Below are 19,813 nucleotides of genomic sequence, written 5' to 3' on the forward strand. Positions count from 1 at the left end.
ACTTAGATATCGCGACAAAAATCGATCGCTTGCTTAATAACCGATTCAGGCACACCTTTCACTACTTCAGCGCTACCGATACTGGTCGGTAACACTAATCGCAGTTCACCAGCGAGAACTTTTTTATCGCGCATCATGTGTTTCATGAAGTCGTCAAAGGTCATAGTTTCTGGTGTATGCACAGGTAATTGTGCTCTCTTCAGTATAGAGAGAATTCTCTCTACTTGCTGCTCCGTGATAAGCCCTTGAAGCTCGGCAGTTTTTGCTGCCATCACAGTGCCTGAAGAAACGGCTTCACCGTGTAGCCATTTACCATAACCTAACTCAGCTTCGATCGCATGACCAAATGTATGACCTAGATTCAGCAATGCACGAATGCCTGACTCTTTTTCATCCAAAGCCACCACTTCTGCTTTGATTTGACAGCAACGAGCTATCGCATAAGTCAAAGCTTGCTCATCCAGTGCGTAGAGTTTATCGAGGTTTTCTTCTAGCCAGACAAAGAAATCCTGATCGTAAATGATGCCATATTTGATCACCTCAGCAATCCCCGCCGCAAACTCTCTTGGTGGCAGCGTTGCGAGGCAATCGGTGTCGATAATCACCGATTTAGGCTGATAAAAAGCCCCTATCATGTTCTTACCCAGCTTGTGGTTCACAGCAGTTTTACCACCGACTGAGGAGTCCACCTGAGACAATAGCGTGGTTGGGATCTGAATAAAGTCGACACCACGTTGGTAGCATGCAGCAGAAAAGCCAACGAGATCACCAATCACACCGCCGCCAAGTGCTATCACGACGACATCACGTGCAAAGTTGCCTTCAAGAAGGTAACTCATCACAGTATTAAAAGTATCCAGCGATTTGTACTGTTCGCCGTCTGGCAACTCAAGTACAGAGGCTTCGCAGCCTACTTGCTCAAGAAGAGATAAGATTTTATCAGCGTACAAAGGAGCAACCGTGACGTTAGTAATCACAACGACTTTTTGTTTTGCAGATAAAAAAGAAAGGTGGGCCGGATCATTAAATAATCCGGCACCAATTGAGATTGGATAGCTACGCTCACCTAAACTGACCGTAATCCGTTCCATGGGTATTCTCCAGTTGCTAAAATTTGACGTATTAACGTTCTTCTAGCATTTTTACAATCTGGTTGGCTACCACTTTTGCACTTTGATCGTCGGTACGCACGGTGTAATCCGCAATTTCTTCGTAAAGAGGGTTGCGTTCACCAGCCAGTGACTCCAACACGTTACGAGGGTTGTCCGTTTGAAGTAGAGGGCGTTTCTTGTCACGGTTAGTACGTGCAAGTTGCTTTTCGATTGTGGTTTCAAGGTAAACAACAATGCCGCGAGCAGAAAGGCGATTGCGGTTTTCTTTACTCTTGATAGAGCCACCGCCTGTTGCCAGAACAATACCTTGCTCTTCAGTTAGGTCATTGATCACCTTTTCTTCACGGACACGAAAGCCTTCTTCGCCTTCCACGTCAAACACCCACGCGATATCCGCGCCAGTGCGTTCTTCGATCACTGTATCCGAGTCAACAAACTCCATGTGAAGCTGTTGAGCCAGGTGTCTACCAATTGTACTTTTGCCGGCACCCATTGGTCCAACAAGAAAAATATTGCGTTTTTCAGCCATGTTCAGCATTAATTTACAACGTTAATTCAATGACATCGCTACAAGAAAACCAAGATTTCTCTGGTCTAAGATATGCTTGCAGCACCTATTCCTCACAGATAATTCGTGATAAGACCCGAAATTATCTAGATAAGGTGACACTAATGCAAATTTATTTTCATCTATCTGTTGATTGATGACGGAACGACCACTTTTGGAGTAACGAAAATCAGCAATTCACTTTTACCCATTTGCTGATAAGTTCGTCGAAAAAGGGCTCCCAACAGGGGAATATCACCTAAAATCGGCACCTGATCAACAGTATCAGACACACTGTGTTGGTAAATCCCGCCTAACACAATCGTTTCACCGTTATTCACCAATACTTGAGTCCCAATGCGTTGCGTATCTATCGCCACCGCTTCTCCCGTACCCGTTTTTACAACTTGGCCCGGCCTGTCCTGCGTAACATTCAGATCTAAGATTAAGCGATTATCAGAGGTAATCTGCGGCGTCACTTTCAAGCTCAGTACTGCTTTTTTGAAGTTAACACTAGTTGCGCCACTCGATGCGGCTTCTAAGTACGGAATTTCGGTTCCTTGTTCAATATAAGCGGGCTGTTTGTTGGTCGTCATTAAACGCGGGCTGGAGATCACCTCTGCCCGCGACTCTCTTTGTAATGCAGACAACTCAAGATCAAGCAAAGTATCACTGGCCAATTTGGCCACTTGAAATGCAATGGTCGACGCGGTGGTAGAAGTTGCGGCCAAATTGACGTTTAAAAAATCATCCAGTGACACACCACTGTCCCCATATAAATTGAGCTTCTCTACATTGCTTTCGATCGATCCTCCAACCGAGTGGCTCCCGTTGGTAGAACTGAACCCCCAACGCACACCCAACTCTTGTAAATCGCCTTCGTTCAAACTGACGATACGCGCTTCTATTTGGACTTGCTTCACCGGGACATCTAAGGCGGTGATGATAGACCTCATTGCTTGAATATGGCTGGCAACATCTCGAATAAGTAGGCTATTGGTCCGGGTATCAATCGCAATCGAACCACGCTCAGACAGCATGTTCGTCTTTGCCTGTGCACCTAACATCTCGGCTATATCTGCCGCTTTAGCAAAGCGTATAGAGATAATTTCTGACGTGAGTGGCTGTCGCTCTGATGAGACTTTCACCTGCTCCAACTGTTGCTGCTTAAGCTGCGCGATTTCGGTCGCTGGCGCCACCAGTAAAACATTTCCTTTCATGCGTTTTTCAAGCCCTTCCATATGAAGGATAATATCCAACAACTGGGGCCAGGGGATATCCTTTAATCTCAATGTCAGGTTACCCGTAACGGCATCCGAAACAACCAGATTAAAATTATTGTGATCTGCTATTTGCTGTAACACTTTACGAACAGGGATATCCTGAAAATTAACAGATAAGGTGCTGTGACTATGGACTTCACTCTCCACCTCAGAACGACTCGGAGAGTGAATTTGAGCATTAGCATCTTTCAAAATCGCGATCAAACTAAGTAATACAATGCAAAATACCTTCATCATTCTCACCTAATTCATTACCAGTCGCCTTGTTCTGTAGCTAAGGCAACCCTTGCTATCTTGCACAGGCTCGCGAATTTCAACAGCTTCTACTGTCACATCAGTGATGAGACTATGCGCCGCAATAAACTCTCCTTGTACTCTGGTGATCAGCGCCCCATCAGGCAACTCAATAAGCGCAGCATGCTTGCCCCGAACCGTCATCACTCCTGCTAAGCGCAGCTGATCTAATGGATAGGTTTTAAGTGTGCTGTTGGCGACAGCATCTTTGTGACAGCCTAAGATAGGTGCCTCTGCTCCCAACAAAGCGGTTGGCAATAAAAAGGGGTCGCGCTGAATAGATAAATTCACATCTTGCAGAGCGTGAAAACGCTTCGGATTAAACTTGGTCAAAGACAGAACATGGGGTTCTTTTTGTTCTACTTGTGCAAATTCCAATGGTTGACGGTTAGCTTTGCAGCCGCTCAAGACAAGACACAAACAGATAATTAGGCTAGCTCTCACTGCTCACCTCATTTAGAGGCAGAAGGAGATACACCTCACCTTGCAAATTTAATTGCGAGCTATCACTTTGCGTGCGACGCCAACGCAGTGCATCAAAATAAACAGCATAAGGCCGCGTGACCAGCGTCTGGAAAAAGGCAGCAATGTGCTGATATTGACCTGACAGCTCGAACTGCAGCGATGACTGCAGAAAAGGACCTTTGGGCCGATGGCCTGTTTGATTCATATGGGAAAGTACCAACGCATGTTGCTGAGCGATTTGATTAATCATGCTCAATGCCCCCGTGACGTCTATTGTCTGAATAAAGTGAACCCGCTGTTGCGCTTTTCTTTGCTCAAGTTGTTCCAGCTCAGACCGACGCTGCGAGAGCAAAGCGACCGTTTGCCGTTTTTGCTCAATGATACTTTTCTGTTGCCGCTCTTTGACTAATAAAGATTCCAAGTGAGTCAATGACGGGCTAATCACCAACCAATAACCTAAGGCCAGTAGCACCGACAGAGAAGTACCACACAACCAAAGCCGTTGTAACTTAGATAAACTAGCTAAACTAACACCACGCACTTCAATCATAGGAACGCTCCACCAGCTCAAACGTCAGCGAAAAAGACTGGTAAATATTGCTAAAGCGCTGCACACCATGCACAACTGATTGCAACTTCACCCCCTCTATCATGGGTGAACGTTGCAAGTTAGCCAGCAGTTCATTTAATTGTTCAGCTGTTTCAGCTATACCAGCTAGACTCACTTGCCTACCGACCAAGTTGATGTGATCGAGATACACACTTTCAGGCAATAGTTCTGGAAGCAGCGCTATGAGTTGTAATGGGAAATAGCGTTGTGCGTGCAGCTCCTGCAACTCAATGATTTCCCCCTTTAGCGCTGCTACTTTCTGCTCGATAGCATTTACTTGGCTAACTTTCTGATCTAAGTGGGAACTCCAGTTCTTTAGTTTCTCGACACGTGATTGCTGAAGACGAATTTGTGATTGCAGATAGTGCTCGCCAGTTACAACCACCAGCGAAGCAATCAGCACCACAGAGCTCAAAGAAAAGACAAGATGACGGATTCTCTGCTGACGCTGATCAGTACGCCAAGGTATTAAGTTGATTTCAGGCTGCATGATGCTTCCCCAGCCAATAAGCACCGCTTAAAGCCAAACCGAGTGCAATTGCAAATTGAGGCCCAATCTTTGGCTGGTGCTTAGCATCGACTAGATCACACAGCTCAAGTGGCATGCAAGTGAGCCCTAATCTAGGCAACAAAAGAGACGTTAGTTGCGAGAACAGATTCGCTTCACCACTTAGCCAAACACCTTCCAACTCAGCATCTATAAGCTCAATATTTAGAAGCAGGGGCTCTAATACCTTACCCAGCGATGAATCCTCTTCCTCTAAAGGAAATTCTTTATAGACCACTCCCAGATGTTCACGCTCAAAGCACAAGGCTACACAATCTGAGTGGACATCCATCAATAGCCAGTTTGTGTTTCCATACCGCCTAGACGCTCGTCGCCACAACTGAATAAGGTTGTGTGAATGGGGGTTGATCAAAATAGGGGTAAAACCCGACTTCAGTAACGGCTTACGCCGCGTATCGATACACTCCTTTCTAATCGCATACACCTGATAATCCATTTTCGCCTGCGTCTTTTCATGAGAAAGAGCAATAAAATCGAGATAAAGCGCTTCAACCTCAACCGGAGACTGCTGAGCAAAATCCCGAGTAATAACAAACTGGCACTCTTCATCGCTCATATCGCTATCTATTTGTAATCGCTTACTTATTACTGAACTGTCAGGGACACTCAGGCACACTTTACGACTAAATAGTGGCAAAGCCTTTCTTAGTTCTTTGAGTTTCTTTACAATTTTCTGATAATTTAACCTGTAGTTATCAGTGAAAATGTCCGCTTCAATTGGCATTTGGTGATAACTAACAAGTGTGAAAGTGTCTTTTCCAGGCTTTAAGACCACCGCTTTGATACTCTGGTGGCTGATGTCTATGCCTGTAATTAATGATTTGACCATTGAGCTCAGCTCCGTAAAGTTTGCCTAGCGCCTCGGCTTAAATCGTTGATTTAGTAAGCACATAAACAGATTTGAGCTACTTTTAGCTTAAACTACCTAGGTTTGCATAACGTAAGCTTAATTAATCAGGGATTCTCCGGTGAAGTTCATAAAGCGATTGTTTATTTTCGTATTGGTTTGCACGGTACTTGGGGTCGGAACCATTTTTGGTTTTTACCTCTACGTAAAACCAGAGTTGCCAGATGTAGCAACTTTAAAAGATGTCAAACTGCAGACACCAATGCAGATATTCAGTCAAGACGGTAAGCTGATCTCTCAGTTTGGTGAAAAGCGCCGTATTCCTGTCACTTACGATGAGATCCCTCAACACCTAATTGAAGCCTTGATCGCGACAGAAGACAGCCGTTTTTACGATCATCCAGGCATCGATCCTATTGGCATTACTCGTGCAGCCGTTGTCGTAGCTCTTTCTGGTTCCGCAAAGCAGGGCGCGAGTACGATCACTCAGCAGCTTGCGCGTAACTTCTTCTTATCTAATGAGAAGAAAATCATGCGTAAAATCAAAGAGATCTTTATCGCGATCCACATTGAGCAACTGCTGAGCAAAGAAGAGATCATGGAGCTGTACGTCAACAAGATCTTCTTGGGTTATCGCTCTTACGGCTTTGGTGCCGCCGCTCAGACTTACTTTGGTAAAGATCTTAAAGATCTGACACTGAGTGAGCTTGCTACCTTGGCCGGTATGCCAAAAGCGCCATCGACCATGAACCCTATCTACTCCATCGATCGTGCCACTAATCGACGTAATGTTGTACTCGCGCGTATGTTGGATGAAAAGTACATTACCCAAGATGAATACGATCAAGCTCGCGCTGAAGAGATCACCTCACGTTACCACGGCGCAGAAATCGAGCTAAGTGCTCCCTACGTAGCTGAGCTGGCGCGAGCATGGATGGTGTCACGTTATGGTGAAGAGGCTTACACCTCAGGGATGAATATCTACACAACCATAGATTCAAAACTGCAAGTCGCAGCAAACGAAGCTGCTATCAACAATTTGCTCGCTTATGACCAACGCCATGGATACCGCGGCGCAGAAAAAGTGCTGTGGAAAACCGGACAGACAGCATTGGATGAAGAGCAGATTGACGACACTCTAGACAATGTCCCGACCTACGGCTCTTTACTGCCAGCTGTAGTAACAAAAGTGAGCGCTCAACAAGCAACTGCGTGGGTGAAAAACCGAGGTGAACAAACCATTAACTGGGACGGTATCAAATGGGCGCGTAAGTTTCTGACCGATGATCGCCAAGGCCCAGCTCCGAAGGCAGCAACCGAAGTTCTCGCAGAAGGTGAGCAAATCTGGGTACGCCAGGTAGAAACACCCGTCGAAGAAGGTGAGCCTCAAATAAGCTGGCATCTAAGTCAGGTTCCCAATGCGAATACAGCCTTCGTCGCAATGAACCCAGAAAACGGCGCCGTGATGTCCCTAGTAGGCGGCTTTAACTTCGTACATAGCAAGTTCAACCGTGCGACTCAGTCCATTCGTCAAGTAGGCTCAAGCATCAAACCCTTTATTTATTCAGCAGCGATTGATAAAGGGCTAACGCTAGCCACACTGATCAATGATGCGCCGATTAACCACTGGGATAAAAGCCAAGGTACTGCGTGGCGGCCAAAAAATTCGCCGCCGACCTACATTGGCCCGACCCGCTTACGCATAGGTTTAGCCCAGTCTAAAAACGTGATGGCAATACGTGTTCTGCGTGAAGTGGGTTTAGATGAGACACGTCAATATCTGTCTCGATTTGGATTCGATATTAATCAAGTTCCTCGGTCAGAGACCATTGCATTAGGTGCTGGCAGTTTAACGCCAGTAAAAGTCGCTCAGGGATACTCTGTTTTTGCCAATGGCGGCTACTATGTCGAGCCTTATTACATTAGTAAGGTAGAAGGACCCTTTGGTGATCTTGAGTTTACGGCAACACCTAAAACTATCTGTCGCCAAGATTGTGAAAAGACAGAAACCGTAACCAATGAATACCAAGAGCAGGATGTGGAGCCTGAGGATCAACAGCCACAATATGCTCCACAAGTGATATCAGAACAAACAGCTTTCTTGGTACGTGAAATGATGTACAGCAACACTTGGGGCGGCGGTAACTGGCGTGAAGGTACAGGCTGGAATGGCACGGGATGGCGCGCACAAGAACTAAAACGCCGCGATATCGGTGGTAAAACTGGTACCACTAACGACTCTAAAGACACTTGGTACAGCGGCTATGCGCCGGGTATAGTGGCTACAGTCTGGGTTGGCTTCGATGATCACACTAGGATGTTAGGGAGAACAAAGTCAAATCCAAACTTAAGTAACAACCCTATCACTGGAGCAGAGTCAGGGGCGAAAACCGCACAGCCAGCTTGGGTCGATTTCATGCATACCGCCCTAGCCGATATCCCAGTTCAGCAAAAGGAGATACCTGCGAATATTGTTCGTGTCCGCATTGACCGCAACTCGGGTCTGTTAACCAACAAATTCGACTCCAGCTCGATGTTTGAATACTTTCTTCAAGGGACAGAGCCAACGGAATATGCTACTGATGAAATCACTGACAGCATCTATACCACTGCCGAGAGTGAAGAACTGTTCTAAATCCTAACTATAAGGTCGGAGACCATGGTCTCCGCCCTTTCTAACTTTGCCGAACTACTGAGATTCTAGCTGGTGCTTAATAGCCAACGCGAGTTGCTCAAAGCGAGACCGCAGCGGCGAGCCTGGGCGATAAGCGAGCACAATACTTCGAGAAGGCACCGGATTGGTCGCTTTGACGTAACACACGCCATCTTTCTGTTTTTCTTTTGGTAAAGACAGTTCAGGCAAAAGAGTAATCCCCGCCCCTGCTGCCACCATATTACGTAATGTTTCTAAGCTGGTCGCTTTAAAGCGTTCGTCATCTTTCGCGCCCGCTGCAAAGCAAAAACCTAAAGCCTGATCACGCAAGCAATGCCCATCACCAAGTGCTAACACGGTTTTACCATTGAGCTCTAACATGTCAATTTCGTCCAGATCTGACCACTCATGTTTACACGGAACAGCAATACTCAAAGGCTCCTCGTACACGGCAATTTCTTTAAAAGGCGCAGTTTCCGCCACCGAAGCTAATACCAAACAATCCAACTTTCCGTCTTCCAACTGGAGTACCAATTGATTGGTCTGAGCTTCATGGAGATAGAGTTCCAAATCAGGAAATTGCTCTTTCAAAGCTGGCACGATTTTAGGTAAAAGGTAAGGACCAAGGGTGGGAATAAAGCCAATATGCATTGGCCCTGTCATTGCTTCACCCTGACCACTGGCCATATCGCGGAATGTTTTTACTTCAGACAAAATACGTTTGGCCTGATCCACCAGCTGTAGCCCCGCATCCGTAAAAAGGACACGTCGGCTGCTACGCTCCAGCAAGGCCGTTCCCAGCTCATCTTCCAATTTACGAATCTGACCACTCAAGGTTGGCTGACTAACAAAACAAGCTTCAGCCGCCTTACGGAAGTGGTTGTGCTCGGCAAGAGCAACCAGATACTCAAAATCTCGGATATTCATCTTAGTAACCTAACCACCCAACAAGATAGAAAAAATCTATCAAAACAATAGCATCAAACGATTAGAGCTATCAAAGGAAATTTTTAATAATAAATCCATAGCAAGACAGCAGCTTACGTAAAGCACGCTAAGCTCTAATACGAATGAAATCCAATTTACCCAAAGGTACGATTATGTTTACATCCAAAGAAGGTCAGAACGTTCCACAAGTTACTTTTCCAACTCGCCAAGGCGATGCTTGGGTTAATGTCACCAGCGATGAGTTATTCAAAGGCAAAACCGTGATTCTATTTAGCCTTCCTGGTGCCTTTACTCCAACGTGTTCATCAAGCCATTTACCTCGCTACAATGAGCTATTTCCTGTCTTTAAAGACCATGGCGTTGATGAAATCATCTGTGTTTCGGTTAACGACACCTTTGTTATGAACGCTTGGAAGAGCGACCAAGAAGCTGACAACATCACTTTCCTACCAGATGGTAATGGCGAATTCACTGATGGTATGGGCATGTTGGTTGATAAAAACGATCTTGGTTTTGGCAAGCGCTCATGGCGCTACAGCATGCTAGTTAAAGATGGCGTTGTAGAGAAGATGTTTATTGAGCCAAACGAGCCAGGTGACCCGTTCAAAGTGTCTGATGCTGATACTATGCTGAATTACATCGCACCCGACTACAAAACTCAGGAATCTATTACTGTATTTACTAAGCCGGGCTGCCCTTTCTGTGCTAAGGCGAAACAAAACCTTATCGACCACGGTCTTCAATATGAGGAAGTGATTCTGGGTAAAGACGCAACAACCGTCAGTTTGCGTGCTATTTCAGGTCGCACGACGGTACCTCAAGTTTTCATTGGCGGTAAGCACATTGGTGGCAGCGAAGAGCTTGAATCTTACCTCGGTCAATAAAACACCTTGATCTTCCGGCTGTTCGACGGCCGGATAAGCTTTTTACAATCCAGTATCACCTTGGATTTCACCCTTCACATTCGGGTTTCCTCGTTTATCGAGGTAGCCTGGATAAACTAAACGGGAATCTAAAATGAAACAGCTTAATGTTGATGTGGCAGTTATTGGTGGCGGTACAGCAGGTCTTGGCGCATACCGTGCAGCTAAGGCTCATACCTCAAGTGTCGTTATGATAGAGGGCGGTCCTTACGGAACAACCTGTGCTCGTGTTGGTTGCATGCCTTCTAAGCTTCTTATTGCCGCAGCTGAAAGCGTGCATCAGATTGAAAAAGCGCCCGGATTTGGCATTCACCCTCAGGGCGAAACTCGTGTGAATGGCCGCGAAGTAATGGATCGTGTTAAACGCGAGCGCGATCGCTTCGTTGGTTTTGTTCTAGAGAGTGTCGATGAAATTCCAGCAGAAGATAAAGTGTCTGGTTATGCCAAGTTCATAGACAACCACACATTGATGGTGGATGACCATACCCAAATCACGGCCAAACGTATTGTGATTGCAACAGGCTCCCGCCCTGCTTATCCAAGTGTCTGGAATGAGCTAGGGGATCGTTTGGTTATTAATGATGATGTATTTGATTGGGATGATCTTCCTCAATCCGTGGCTGTGTTTGGTCCGGGGGTAATAGGCCTTGAACTTGGTCAAGCACTGCATCGACTCGGCGTTAAGGTCAAACTGTTCGGCCTAGGTGGCCAAGTAGGACCACTGACGGACCCTGAAGTGATGGCCTATGCCGACAAAGCGTTTAAAGAAGAGTTTTATCTTGATGCTGACGTGAAAGTCGAAAGTATGCAACGCATAGAGGGTGAAGATAAAGTCGAGATCCAATTCATCAATCACGATGGCAAGCTGGAAAACTTCATTGTTGACTATGTACTTGCAGCAACGGGTCGCCGTCCGAATGTCGATAAGCTGGCCATCGAAAATACTCAAGTTACCCTTGATAAACGAGGCGTACCAACAGCGGATCATTACACACTGCAAACATCAGTAGGCCATATTTTTATCGCCGGTGATGCCAGTAATCAAATTCCGTTGCTCCACGAGGCGGCAGATCAAGGCCGAATTGCCGGCGACAATGCTGGTCTCTACCCTGATATCATACAAGGCCTACGCCGTTCGTCCATCTCAGCGGTATTTTCAGATCCACAAATTGCTATGGTCGGAGAAACATTCAAGCAATTGGAAACTCGACTAGGTAATTGCGGCTGTTTTGAAATCGGCAAAGTATCGTTTGAAAATCAGGGACGCTCTCGGGTAATGCTACGTAACAAGGGGCTCTTGCACGTCTATGGAGAGCAAGGAACGGGACGCTTCCTTGGAGCTGAAATGATTGGCCCTAATGCTGAACATCTTGCGCACCTGCTGGCTTGGGCACATCAAAATAAGATGACAGTATCAAAAATGCTCGATATGCCTTTCTATCACCCGGTGATTGAGGAAGGGGTTCGCACAGCTCTGCGCGATCTGAACGCGAAACTGCACTTAGGCCCAGAGATGATTAAGCACTGTCTTGACTGTGGACCGGGTTGTTAACCCTAAGCAGAAAATCAAAAACGAGCCAATTGGCTCGTTTTTTATCATATAGATTGGCTATTTCTCAGCAGCAATCACGGAGATCTCTACCAACAAAGCTTCACGAGCCATATCTGCAGTAACACATGCACGAGCTGGAGCGTGACCTTCAGGTACCCATGCATCCCATACCGCATTCATTTCCTGAAAATCTTTCATGTCCTTCAAATAAATCGTCGCAGACAACATATGCTCCTTGTCACTACCCGCTTCAAGCAGCAACTCTTCAACTTTGTCCAACATAGTTTGCGTCTGCTCAGTAATGCCTTTAGTCGCATCTGAGCACACTTGTCCACATAGGTAAATCGTGCCGTTATGTTTCACGATACGGCTCATACGTTGCTTAGTTTGTTGACGTTCGATCATTTTTATCACTTTCACGTTAGCTTGAGATATTATCAAAGCACATGTTACCCAATAAACGATGCTCATGACATGCGACTACTGTAAAAACAGCAACTGGTTCTGGAAAAAAATAGGCCGTTGTCAGCGATGTATGGATCAGCTTACTGTGCTGTCGGTATTATGCTGGGTCATCTGGTGGTTTGCCTTCAGGGATAACCCTCAAAGCATAGAGTCCATCGCTTTGATCATCGCAGGGTTTGCATTCAATGGCTTGCTATTCCTTCACCTTTGGATGCGCTTTGTCATTTTACCTTGGCGACGCCGAAACAAAAAAAGTAAGAGGTAATGGGTTTTGGGGAAACATTCTCGGTACGAGAAAAGAAAAAAGCCCCAAAATCAATGTCGATTCTGGGGCTCTCTTAGATTCTTCTAAGAAAAAGCAGTGGTACTTTAATAGACCCTGCTTTTCTAATAAGGTTCCCAAATATATTCGATCTTTTTTGATCTTTCTCGAAAATCCTTACCGAACAATAAATTATGCGACATTTGATCGAGCAATCGATTTTTCAACCAAATTCACTTCTAGCGCCACTTCATCACAAGCATGCTGACGAGGGCACTGATCGCAATCTTTAAGCACTTTCTCTGGTAACAGAGATTTCGACGTAGGTAAGAAACTTTGCTTCATAAAGAACTCTGGAGTACGAGTCAGAACGAACACTTTCTTGATCGCCATCTGGCGCGCTTTTTCCACCAAGTATTGTACAATCGCGCTTCCCTGACCTTGCCCTTGCCAGCCCGCTTCGACACCCAGTGAACGAATCTCGGCCAGCCCAGAGTCATAAACATAGAGCGATGCACATCCGGTCACCTCACCATGGTGCTCTGCGACCGCGAAAGAACCAATATCTCTCACCAGTTCACTGCGTGAACGAGGTAAGTTCTCTCCCATATTTGCCCAGTAGGTCACCATACCTTCCAGCGCTTCAATATCCGTTAAACGCGCAGGACGAACATTCACCGCAGAGGTATCCCGTTTGATAAGGCGCCCTTCCGCTTGATCAACCGCATGAGCAACTTGTTTTGGAGAGACCCCGCCCAAAGCACTACGTTTCTCAAGGCATGATTCTATTGTCAGTATGCTGTAAACATCTTCTTCTATGACTGAGGAGAACTCTTTCAGTTCCGCAATCGACAGTTCCTCTAACGCACAGCCTTTCGCAATGGCCCCTACTACGGCAACACCCACAATATGGTGCGCTTCACGGAATGGAATACCTTTCGCCACCAAATAATCTGCCAACTCAGTAGCATTGGCATAGCCTTGTTTCGCAGCTTCCAATGTACGTTCACCGTTTACTTTGATGACATCGAAGCAAAGCGCCGCCATTTCCATACAGTCGTTCCAAGTGTCTAGCGCATCGAACAGCCCTTCCTTGTCTTCCTGCATATCTTTGTTGTAAGCAAGCGGCAATGCTTTCACCGTCATCATCATGCCAGCCAATGAGCCGTAGACACGCCCTGTCTTACCGCGGATCAGCTCCAGCGCATCTGGGTTTTTCTTTTGTGGCATCAACGACGATCCTGAGGTAACAGTATCCGCCAGTTCGATAAAGTTAGATTCACCCGAGTTGTAGAAAATCATATCTTCTGCCAAACGCGACAAGTGAAGCATAGAAATAGAGGCTACCGACATCAGCTCCATAACATGATCGCGGTCGGAAACCGAATCCAGTGAGTTACGTGTCGCGCGGCGAAAGCCGAGGTTATGTGCCAACTGCTCTCTGTCGATAGGGTAAGCCGTTCCCGCCAAAGCACCGGAGCCAAGCGGGCAGGTATCTAAACGTTCGATAGCGTCATGAAGGCGCGAGTAATCGCGCTCGAACATTTCCACATAAGCCAAACACCAATGAGCAAATGTGACCGGCTGGGCACGCTGCAAGTGTGTGTAACCCGGTAAAACTGTTGCCTGATGCTCTTTCGCGACCGATACCATTTGAGATTGCAGACGGTCCAATGCCATCAATAACTGTTGACCTTGCTGACGACACCAGAGTTTAAGGTCAGTCGCGACCTGATCGTTTCTAGAACGGCCTGTGTGAAGTTTTTTGCCTAAGTCACCCACTTTGCCAATCAGTTGTTGCTCAACCCATGAATGGATATCTTCCGCATCAGAACGAAGGATCTGATGGGGATCCTCCATCACTTCTAGCTTAAGTTCATTCAACGCCAGTTCTAGCTTCTGTTGCTCTTCTTCATTAAGCACATCCACTGATAACAACGCTTTCGACCAAGCGATTGAGCCCACAATATCTTGTTCTGCCAATCGGTAATCAAAGCGCAATGAATCGTTAAATTCTTTGAATCTCGTGTCTGCTGCTTGGGTAAATCTTCCGCCCCATAATGCCATTGCGTATCTCCTGATTACCGGTGCTCACTGTCAATGCGAACAGTTTTTGAACTATTGCTATTTCTGGGTGAAACCCAGTATTTTTCTGATGGTTCAAACTTACGGCAATTCAAACCAAAAATAAAGTATTAATTCATTATTGCCACATATTTATTCATAAACATTTTAAGTGCTGTTGTTTTGGTTACCAAAAAATAACGAGCCCATTTGCTAGGCAAATGGGCTCGTCAGCTAAATAAGTTAAGGGTTACTTTTTCTGACTGTTCAGCGCACGAATGCGACTAGACAGTGAGTAAAGGCGAATGAAGCCTTCTGCATGACTTTGATCGTAAACTTCATCTTCACCAAAGGTAGCAAACTCTTCACAATAAAGGCTGTTCACTGAGCGCTTCTGGGTCACCGTAGCTTGACCTTTATACAGCTTAATCACGACTTCACCGTTTACGTCTTGAGCCAGTTCCTCTGACGCAGCGAGAATCGATTTACACAATGGTGTAAACCAACGGCCATCGTACACAAGATGAGAAGCCTTAACGCCTAGCTCTTCACGGAATTCAAATGCGGTCTTATCCAGTACCAGTTGCTCAACGGCACGCAGCGCTTCCATCATAATCGTGCCACCCGGAGTTTCATAACAACCACGAGACTTCATACCAACTAGACGGTTTTCTACAATATCGATACGGCCAACACCATGCTTAGCACCTTTTTCGTTCAGGTAAACAAGTGCGTTATAAGGCGTCATGTTTTCGCCATCTACGCCAACCACTTCGCCTTTTTCGACTTTCAGCGTCACGTATTCAGCTTCATTCGGAGCTTGCTCAGGATCGACTGTCCACACCCAGCAATCTTCATTAGGCGCATTCCACGTATTTTCCAGAACTCCACCCTCTGTTGAGATGTGCCATGCATTGGCATCACGTGAATAAATTTTCGTTAGTGAAGCCGTACAAGGAATGTTGCGCTCAGCAAGGTAGTCCAGACATTCTTCACGGCTAACCAGATCCCATTCACGCCAAGGAGCAATCACATGAAGATCAGGGGCCAAAGCGGCAAAAGCGCCTTCAAAACGTACTTGGTCGTTACCTTTACCTGTACAGCCATGGCAAAGGGCATCGGCGCCTACTTTACGCGCAACCTCAACCTGAGCTTTCGCAATGATTGGACGAGCCATCGATGTACCCAACAAGTATTTGCCTTCGTAGTAAGCACCTGTTTTCAGCGTCGGGTAGATGTAGTCCGCGACCATTTCCTCTTTCAGGTCCGCGACATAACACTCAGATGCACCTGAAGCCTTCGCTTTTGCTTCAATACCTTCTAATTCTTCAGCGCCTTGACCAACATCGGCGACAAACGCGACCACTTCACAGTCATAGTTTTCTTTCAACCAAGGGATAATCACTGAAGTATCCAGACCGCCAGAATATGCGACTACTACTTTATTTACTTTTAACTTGCTCATTTTCTTTTCTCCAAAATCCCGGCTCTGCGCGTGGCGGTCAGTGCTACGGGTGACTTTTCGTTCTTTTTGTTGTGCTCGTGTCTTAACACAAGCGACTAATTGTTAGGTAAAAATTGTGTCCCGATGCTTTGTCCGGCAAACAGCTCGGCGAGCTTTTCTGGATAACGCCAGGTAGCCACTTCTATTGGTCGGCCTAAATCATTAGCCGCTTCCAATGCTGCATTGACTTTGACGATCATGCCATCAGTGATTACCTGCCCATTGATCAAACTTTGTGCCTCTTGCTCATCTAAGCTTTTGATCAAATGCCCTTTGCCATCCAAAACGCCACTGACGTCTGACAACAAAACAAGCTCAGCATCCAAGGCACCTGCAACGGCAACCGCCGCTTGGTCAGCGTTGACGTTCATCATCTGACCTTCTGCAGTCAGGCCAATTGAGCTAATGATTGGTAATGTATCAGCAGCTAGAATCGCCTGTAATACCTTTGAGTTACCCGGTGTTGCTTTGCCAACAGCACCAAGTTCTGGATCCAACTCTTCAACCTGACACAACCCACCATCAGCAAGGGATAACCCGACAGCATTCAAACCGTCTTTGATCGCCTGCCCCTGAAGCATCTTGTTCGCCGTGCCGGCTAAGGCACCTACTATTAAGGGAATTTGCTCATAGGGAGTGACACGAAGGCCGTCTTTTTTCAGCGTTTCCATCTGAAGCTGGGCCATAAGATCGTCCACTAGATAACCTCCTCCATGGACGATCACGATTCGTCGCTGAGCCTGCTTCTGATAGTCAGCAATTGCACTAAAAACCTGACTTAACGTCTCAGCACACGAAAGGGCAGCACCGCCCAATTTGATCACTAATGGAGTTGGTTTGTTATCTGTCATTACTTTTCCCTTTACCGACTTGTTTATACAAGGGCAGTTAACTCTGGAAATCCGTAGTGGATATTTAAACATTGCATCGCTTGACTCGATGCACCTTTAAGCAAGTTATCAATCGCAGAAACGACAATGATATGCTCGCCTTGAACCTTCCAACCAATATCGCAGAAAGGCGTATTTTCAACATGTTGAATACTTGGTAACGTCGCTTGGTGCAGACGAACCGCAGGTTTATTCTCATATGCCGTGTTAAATGCTTGTGAGACCTGCTGTTCACCCACTCCGCTAGCCAACTTCATGGTGATGGTCGCAAGGATCCCGCGCTTAAAATTGCCTAAATGAGGGGTGAAAATTACCTCAGTCCCCAGATGAGTCGCGATCTCAGGTTGGTGCCTGTGACAGAACACACCGTAAGGCTGCAAACTCACTTCACAGAAACTGTTGGTCATCGATGCTTTTCGACCAGCTCCTGAGACACCACTGGTTGCATTGATTACTGGCCACTGAACAGAATCCAGCAAACCCGCCTCGACCAAAGGTTTAATCGCAAGCTGTGAGGCTGTTGGGTAACAGCCTGGCACAGCAATGAGCTGGCTCTGTTTAATAGCGCTGTGGTTCCACTCAGCAAGACCGTAAGCTGCGCTATCTAGCCAATCTTCATGTTGATGCTCAAAGCCATAAAATTCGTTATAGAAGCCGTGTTTCTTAACTCGGAAAGCGCCCGACAAGTCGAATACCTGGCAACCTTGTGTCAAAAACGTAGGCGCGATGTCGTGGCTGACCTCATGGGCAGTAGCAAGAAAAACCACATCGCTTTCCGCCGCTACATCATTGATATCTTTCAAAGGCTCTACAGGCTGACTGATAATAACTGCCAGTTTTCCATGTAGCTCAGAGATACATTTACCGGCATCAACACTATTGGCGGATACATATAAACCTGATAGCGTAAGTTGTGGGTGTTTATGCACCATCAGTGCTAACTCAGCTCCGGTATAACCGCTGGCGCCAATAATTGTAGTTTTGAGCATCTCAGACATCCATTAAGACCTTAAAATCGTCACACAACCAGTGACTATAAATTTAATAAACTTAGCTTTTAGTGGTTTTTTATTCATTAAAACTGATTTATTATGTTTTTTTACCTTCATTATTGATTTATGTCAACAGGCAAAGCGAACTTAATATGCAAATACCCAGTTTTCTTGAGGTCTACAAAGGCCTGATTTCTACCTCTTCCATCAGTTCAACCGATCCGAGTTGGGATGAAGGGAATGCCAAAGTCATTGAAAAGCTTGCCAGTTGGATGCAAGACATAGGTTTTGAAGTCGACATTATCGAGGTCGAACCCGGGAAGTTTAATCTGCTCGGTAAAATTGGAAGCGGTGAAGGGGGGCTGTTGCTGGCTGGTCACAGCGATACAGTACCTTTCGATGAAGGCCGCTGGAATTACGAACCTCACGCCCTCACAGAAGCGAATAACCGATTCTATGGTCTAGGAACGGCTGATATGAAAGGTTTCTTTGCTTTCATTCTTGAAGCGGTAAAGAAGGTTGACTGGAGTAAACAAGTTAAGCCGTTATATGTCTTAGCAACTTGTGAAGAAGAGACAACCATGCTTGGTGCACGTCATTTTACCGATAACACACCGTTCAAACCTGACTATTGCATTATCGGCGAACCTACGAGCTTGGTTCCGATACGAGGCCATAAAGGCCATGTTGCCAATGCCATTAGAGTCACAGGCAAATCTGGTCATTCATCAGATCCGGCTTTAGGGGTCAACGCCATTGAAATCATGCATGAAATCCTTTTTGCCATGATGCAGTTGCGTGACAAGCTCATCAAAGAGTATCACCATCCTGGGTTTGCGATTCCAAGCCCGACACTTAACCTTGGCCACATTCACGGTGGAGACAGCGCTAACCGCATCTGTGGTTGTTGTGAGCTTCATTATGACGTACGCCCTCTGCCTGGAATAAGCCTTGATGGCTTGGATAACATGCTTCGTGGCGCCTTAAAAGAAATCGAGGACAAATGGCCTGGCCGTATTGATATAACGCCTCTACACGAACCAATTCCTGGTTACGAATGTCAGCATGATCATCCTTTTATAGGAGGTGTAGAAGAGATATGTGGCACTGACTCAGAAACTGTCAATTACTGTACAGAAGCTCCCTTCCTTCAACAGCTATGTCCAACGCTAGTCCTTGGCCCAGGATCTATTGACCAAGCTCACCAACCGGATGAATTTCTGGCGTTTGAATTTATCGACCCTACTATCGAGATACTTTCCAAGGCTATGTATAAATATTGCTTCTAGCCAACCTAAAGCGAGTACTTCAGCACTCATCTCCAGATACAAACAAGCCCGTTGCGTCAGCAACGGGCTTTAAATTTCAGTTCGACTGGGTTTATCAATAAGTGCCTGATGGTGGGGACACCTAATAAGTGATAACTGAGTCCGGATTTGTGCTCAAACTGGACTCGTTGGCCTCAGGAGTAAAAATAATACGGTAGATACAAAAAGACCCCAGCATTGCTGCTGAGGTCTGGAATAAGTGGCGGAGCGGACGGGACTCGAACCCGCGACCCCCGGCGTGACAGGCCGGTATTCTAACCAACTGAACTACCGCTCCGCACTGGTTAGACTTAAAGTCTAAATTTAAAGCCTGGCGATGTCCTACTCTCACATGGGGAAGCCCCACACTACCATCGGCGCTATTGCGTTTCACTTCTGAGTTCGGCATGGGATCAGGTGGGTCCACAACGCTATGGTCGCCAAGCAAATTCTTTATCAATTTGCTCGCAAATTCAAACGCACTTTAGTGCGGCCCTTTAGGGTGAGATTTGCTTGCAAATCGAATA

At 46.2% G+C, this 19,813-nt stretch carries 18 protein-coding genes, 1 tRNA gene and 1 rRNA gene; 5 read left to right on the forward strand and 15 right to left on the reverse strand.

Annotated elements, in window-relative coordinates:
* Positions 1 to 2: 2 nt before the first annotated feature.
* From aroB to pilM, 7 genes are all read right to left on the reverse strand, one after another.
* On the reverse strand, positions 3 to 1,091 hold the full coding sequence (aroB, locus tag CTT30_RS14430; RefSeq protein WP_239870685.1) for a 3-dehydroquinate synthase: 1,089 nt from the start codon (positions 1,089 to 1,091) through the stop codon (positions 3 to 5).
* A 31-nt stretch (positions 1,092 to 1,122) separates the two neighbouring features.
* A complete protein-coding gene (aroK, locus tag CTT30_RS14435; RefSeq protein WP_239838680.1) occupies positions 1,123 to 1,641 on the reverse strand; it encodes a shikimate kinase AroK in 519 nt (172 codons plus the stop codon).
* A gap of 161 nt (positions 1,642 to 1,802) precedes the next feature.
* Entirely contained in the window at positions 1,803 to 3,179 is a 1,377-nt protein-coding gene (locus CTT30_RS14440; RefSeq protein WP_252035469.1) for a type IV pilus secretin PilQ, read from the reverse strand.
* Positions 3,180 to 3,185: 6 nt separating this feature from the next.
* Positions 3,186 to 3,680: a pilus assembly protein PilP gene (locus CTT30_RS14445; RefSeq protein ID WP_252035470.1), complete on the reverse strand. Its 495-nt coding sequence runs from the start codon at positions 3,678 to 3,680 to the stop codon at positions 3,186 to 3,188.
* A complete protein-coding gene (locus CTT30_RS14450; protein WP_252035471.1) occupies positions 3,670 to 4,251 on the reverse strand; it encodes a type 4a pilus biogenesis protein PilO in 582 nt (193 codons plus the stop codon). Before CTT30_RS14450 ends, CTT30_RS14445 begins: the two co-directional genes overlap by 11 nt.
* A complete protein-coding gene (locus tag CTT30_RS14455) occupies positions 4,244 to 4,801 on the reverse strand; it encodes a PilN domain-containing protein (RefSeq protein WP_252035472.1) in 558 nt (185 codons plus the stop codon). The genes CTT30_RS14450 and CTT30_RS14455 overlap by 8 nt, the downstream gene beginning before the upstream one ends.
* Positions 4,791 to 5,708: a type IV pilus assembly protein PilM gene (gene pilM, locus CTT30_RS14460; protein ID WP_252035473.1), complete on the reverse strand. Its 918-nt coding sequence runs from the start codon at positions 5,706 to 5,708 to the stop codon at positions 4,791 to 4,793. Before pilM ends, CTT30_RS14455 begins: the two co-directional genes overlap by 11 nt.
* 139 nt (positions 5,709 to 5,847) lie before the next feature.
* Between pilM and CTT30_RS14465 the strand changes: the two genes are divergently transcribed.
* Positions 5,848 to 8,361, forward strand: a complete 2,514-nt coding sequence (locus tag CTT30_RS14465; RefSeq protein ID WP_252035474.1) for a penicillin-binding protein 1A — start codon at positions 5,848 to 5,850, stop codon at positions 8,359 to 8,361.
* Between the two features lie 54 nt (positions 8,362 to 8,415).
* On the opposite strand, the gene oxyR is transcribed toward CTT30_RS14465, so the two are convergent.
* The gene (gene oxyR / locus CTT30_RS14470) at positions 8,416 to 9,306 is read right to left on the reverse strand and encodes a DNA-binding transcriptional regulator OxyR (RefSeq protein ID WP_252035475.1); all 891 of its coding nucleotides are present in this window, start codon (positions 9,304 to 9,306) and stop codon (positions 8,416 to 8,418) included.
* A 173-nt stretch (positions 9,307 to 9,479) separates the two neighbouring features.
* Between oxyR and CTT30_RS14475 the strand changes: the two genes are divergently transcribed.
* Together CTT30_RS14475 and CTT30_RS14480 are read left to right on the forward strand one after the other, a co-directional pair.
* Positions 9,480 to 10,211, forward strand: coding sequence for a redoxin family protein (locus CTT30_RS14475; RefSeq protein WP_239838580.1), 732 nt, complete (start codon positions 9,480 to 9,482; stop codon positions 10,209 to 10,211).
* A gap of 133 nt (positions 10,212 to 10,344) precedes the next feature.
* Positions 10,345 to 11,802, forward strand: a complete 1,458-nt coding sequence (locus CTT30_RS14480; RefSeq protein WP_252035476.1) for a dihydrolipoyl dehydrogenase — start codon at positions 10,345 to 10,347, stop codon at positions 11,800 to 11,802.
* A gap of 57 nt (positions 11,803 to 11,859) precedes the next feature.
* Here the strand turns inward: CTT30_RS14480 and CTT30_RS14485 are convergent, their stop codons facing one another.
* Positions 11,860 to 12,207, reverse strand: a complete 348-nt coding sequence (locus tag CTT30_RS14485; RefSeq protein WP_252035477.1) for a RidA family protein — start codon at positions 12,205 to 12,207, stop codon at positions 11,860 to 11,862.
* A 64-nt stretch (positions 12,208 to 12,271) separates the two neighbouring features.
* Here CTT30_RS14485 and CTT30_RS14490 point away from each other — a divergent pair, with 64 nt between their 5' ends.
* Positions 12,272 to 12,532, forward strand: a complete 261-nt coding sequence (locus tag CTT30_RS14490; RefSeq protein WP_206376273.1) for a DUF3624 domain-containing protein — start codon at positions 12,272 to 12,274, stop codon at positions 12,530 to 12,532.
* A gap of 189 nt (positions 12,533 to 12,721) precedes the next feature.
* Here CTT30_RS14490 and argH read toward each other — a convergent pair whose 3' ends face one another.
* The 4 genes from argH to argC all read right to left on the reverse strand — a co-directional run bounded on the left by argH (position 12,722) and on the right by argC (position 17,976).
* Complete coding sequence (gene argH / locus CTT30_RS14495) at positions 12,722 to 14,596, reverse strand: argininosuccinate lyase (protein ID WP_252035478.1); 1,875 nt, start codon at positions 14,594 to 14,596, stop codon at positions 12,722 to 12,724.
* A gap of 247 nt (positions 14,597 to 14,843) precedes the next feature.
* Positions 14,844 to 16,058, reverse strand: a complete 1,215-nt coding sequence (locus CTT30_RS14500; protein WP_019276996.1) for an argininosuccinate synthase — start codon at positions 16,056 to 16,058, stop codon at positions 14,844 to 14,846.
* 95 nt (positions 16,059 to 16,153) lie between these two features.
* Positions 16,154 to 16,948, reverse strand: coding sequence for an acetylglutamate kinase (gene argB / locus CTT30_RS14505; protein ID WP_252035479.1), 795 nt, complete (start codon positions 16,946 to 16,948; stop codon positions 16,154 to 16,156).
* A 23-nt stretch (positions 16,949 to 16,971) separates the two neighbouring features.
* Positions 16,972 to 17,976, reverse strand: a complete 1,005-nt coding sequence (gene argC, locus CTT30_RS14510; RefSeq protein WP_252035480.1) for an N-acetyl-gamma-glutamyl-phosphate reductase — start codon at positions 17,974 to 17,976, stop codon at positions 16,972 to 16,974.
* Between the two features lie 155 nt (positions 17,977 to 18,131).
* Between argC and argE the strand changes: the two genes are divergently transcribed.
* Positions 18,132 to 19,268 carry an acetylornithine deacetylase gene (argE, locus tag CTT30_RS14515; protein ID WP_252035481.1) on the forward strand — a complete coding sequence of 379 codons (1,137 nt, stop codon included), beginning with the start codon at positions 18,132 to 18,134 and terminating at the stop codon, positions 19,266 to 19,268.
* 239 nt (positions 19,269 to 19,507) lie between these two features.
* On the opposite strand, the gene CTT30_RS14520 is transcribed toward argE, so the two are convergent.
* Together CTT30_RS14520 and rrf are read right to left on the reverse strand one after the other, a co-directional pair.
* Positions 19,508 to 19,584 (reverse strand) — tRNA-Asp (locus CTT30_RS14520).
* Between the two features lie 31 nt (positions 19,585 to 19,615).
* A 5S ribosomal RNA gene (gene rrf / locus CTT30_RS14525) occupies positions 19,616 to 19,731 on the reverse strand.
* Positions 19,732 to 19,813: the final 82 nt, after the last annotated feature.

This window comes from Vibrio coralliilyticus (assembly GCF_024449095.1).
GTDB classification, from domain to species: Bacteria; Pseudomonadota; Gammaproteobacteria; order Enterobacterales; family Vibrionaceae; genus Vibrio; species Vibrio coralliilyticus_A.

Excerpts from the sequence above, each read along its gene's own strand:
- CTT30_RS14440 (WP_252035469.1), bottom strand. The coding sequence starts at position 3,179 with ATGATGAAGGTATTTTGCATTGTATTACTTAGTTTGATCGCGATTTTG.
- oxyR (WP_252035475.1), bottom strand. The coding sequence starts at position 9,306 with ATGAATATCCGAGATTTTGAGTATCTGGTTGCTCTTGCCGAGCACAAC.
- CTT30_RS14500 (WP_019276996.1), bottom strand. The coding sequence starts at position 16,058 with ATGAGCAAGTTAAAAGTAAATAAAGTAGTAGTCGCATATTCTGGCGGT.
- CTT30_RS14475 (WP_239838580.1), top strand. The coding sequence starts at position 9,480 with ATGTTTACATCCAAAGAAGGTCAGAACGTTCCACAAGTTACTTTTCCA.
- argC (WP_252035480.1), bottom strand. The coding sequence starts at position 17,976 with ATGCTCAAAACTACAATTATTGGCGCCAGCGGTTATACCGGAGCTGAG.
- CTT30_RS14485 (WP_252035477.1), bottom strand. The coding sequence starts at position 12,207 with ATGATCGAACGTCAACAAACTAAGCAACGTATGAGCCGTATCGTGAAA.
- aroB (WP_239870685.1), bottom strand. The coding sequence starts at position 1,091 with ATGGAACGGATTACGGTCAGTTTAGGTGAGCGTAGCTATCCAATCTCA.
- pilM (WP_252035473.1), bottom strand. The coding sequence starts at position 5,708 with ATGGTCAAATCATTAATTACAGGCATAGACATCAGCCACCAGAGTATC.
- CTT30_RS14455 (WP_252035472.1), bottom strand. The coding sequence starts at position 4,801 with ATGCAGCCTGAAATCAACTTAATACCTTGGCGTACTGATCAGCGTCAG.
- argB (WP_252035479.1), bottom strand. The coding sequence starts at position 16,948 with ATGACAGATAACAAACCAACTCCATTAGTGATCAAATTGGGCGGTGCT.
- CTT30_RS14450 (WP_252035471.1), bottom strand. The coding sequence starts at position 4,251 with ATGATTGAAGTGCGTGGTGTTAGTTTAGCTAGTTTATCTAAGTTACAA.
- argH (WP_252035478.1), bottom strand. The coding sequence starts at position 14,596 with ATGGCATTATGGGGCGGAAGATTTACCCAAGCAGCAGACACGAGATTC.
- CTT30_RS14480 (WP_252035476.1), top strand. The coding sequence starts at position 10,345 with ATGAAACAGCTTAATGTTGATGTGGCAGTTATTGGTGGCGGTACAGCA.
- argE (WP_252035481.1), top strand. The coding sequence starts at position 18,132 with ATGCAAATACCCAGTTTTCTTGAGGTCTACAAAGGCCTGATTTCTACC.
- CTT30_RS14490 (WP_206376273.1), top strand. The coding sequence starts at position 12,272 with ATGACATGCGACTACTGTAAAAACAGCAACTGGTTCTGGAAAAAAATA.
- aroK (WP_239838680.1), bottom strand. The coding sequence starts at position 1,641 with ATGGCTGAAAAACGCAATATTTTTCTTGTTGGACCAATGGGTGCCGGC.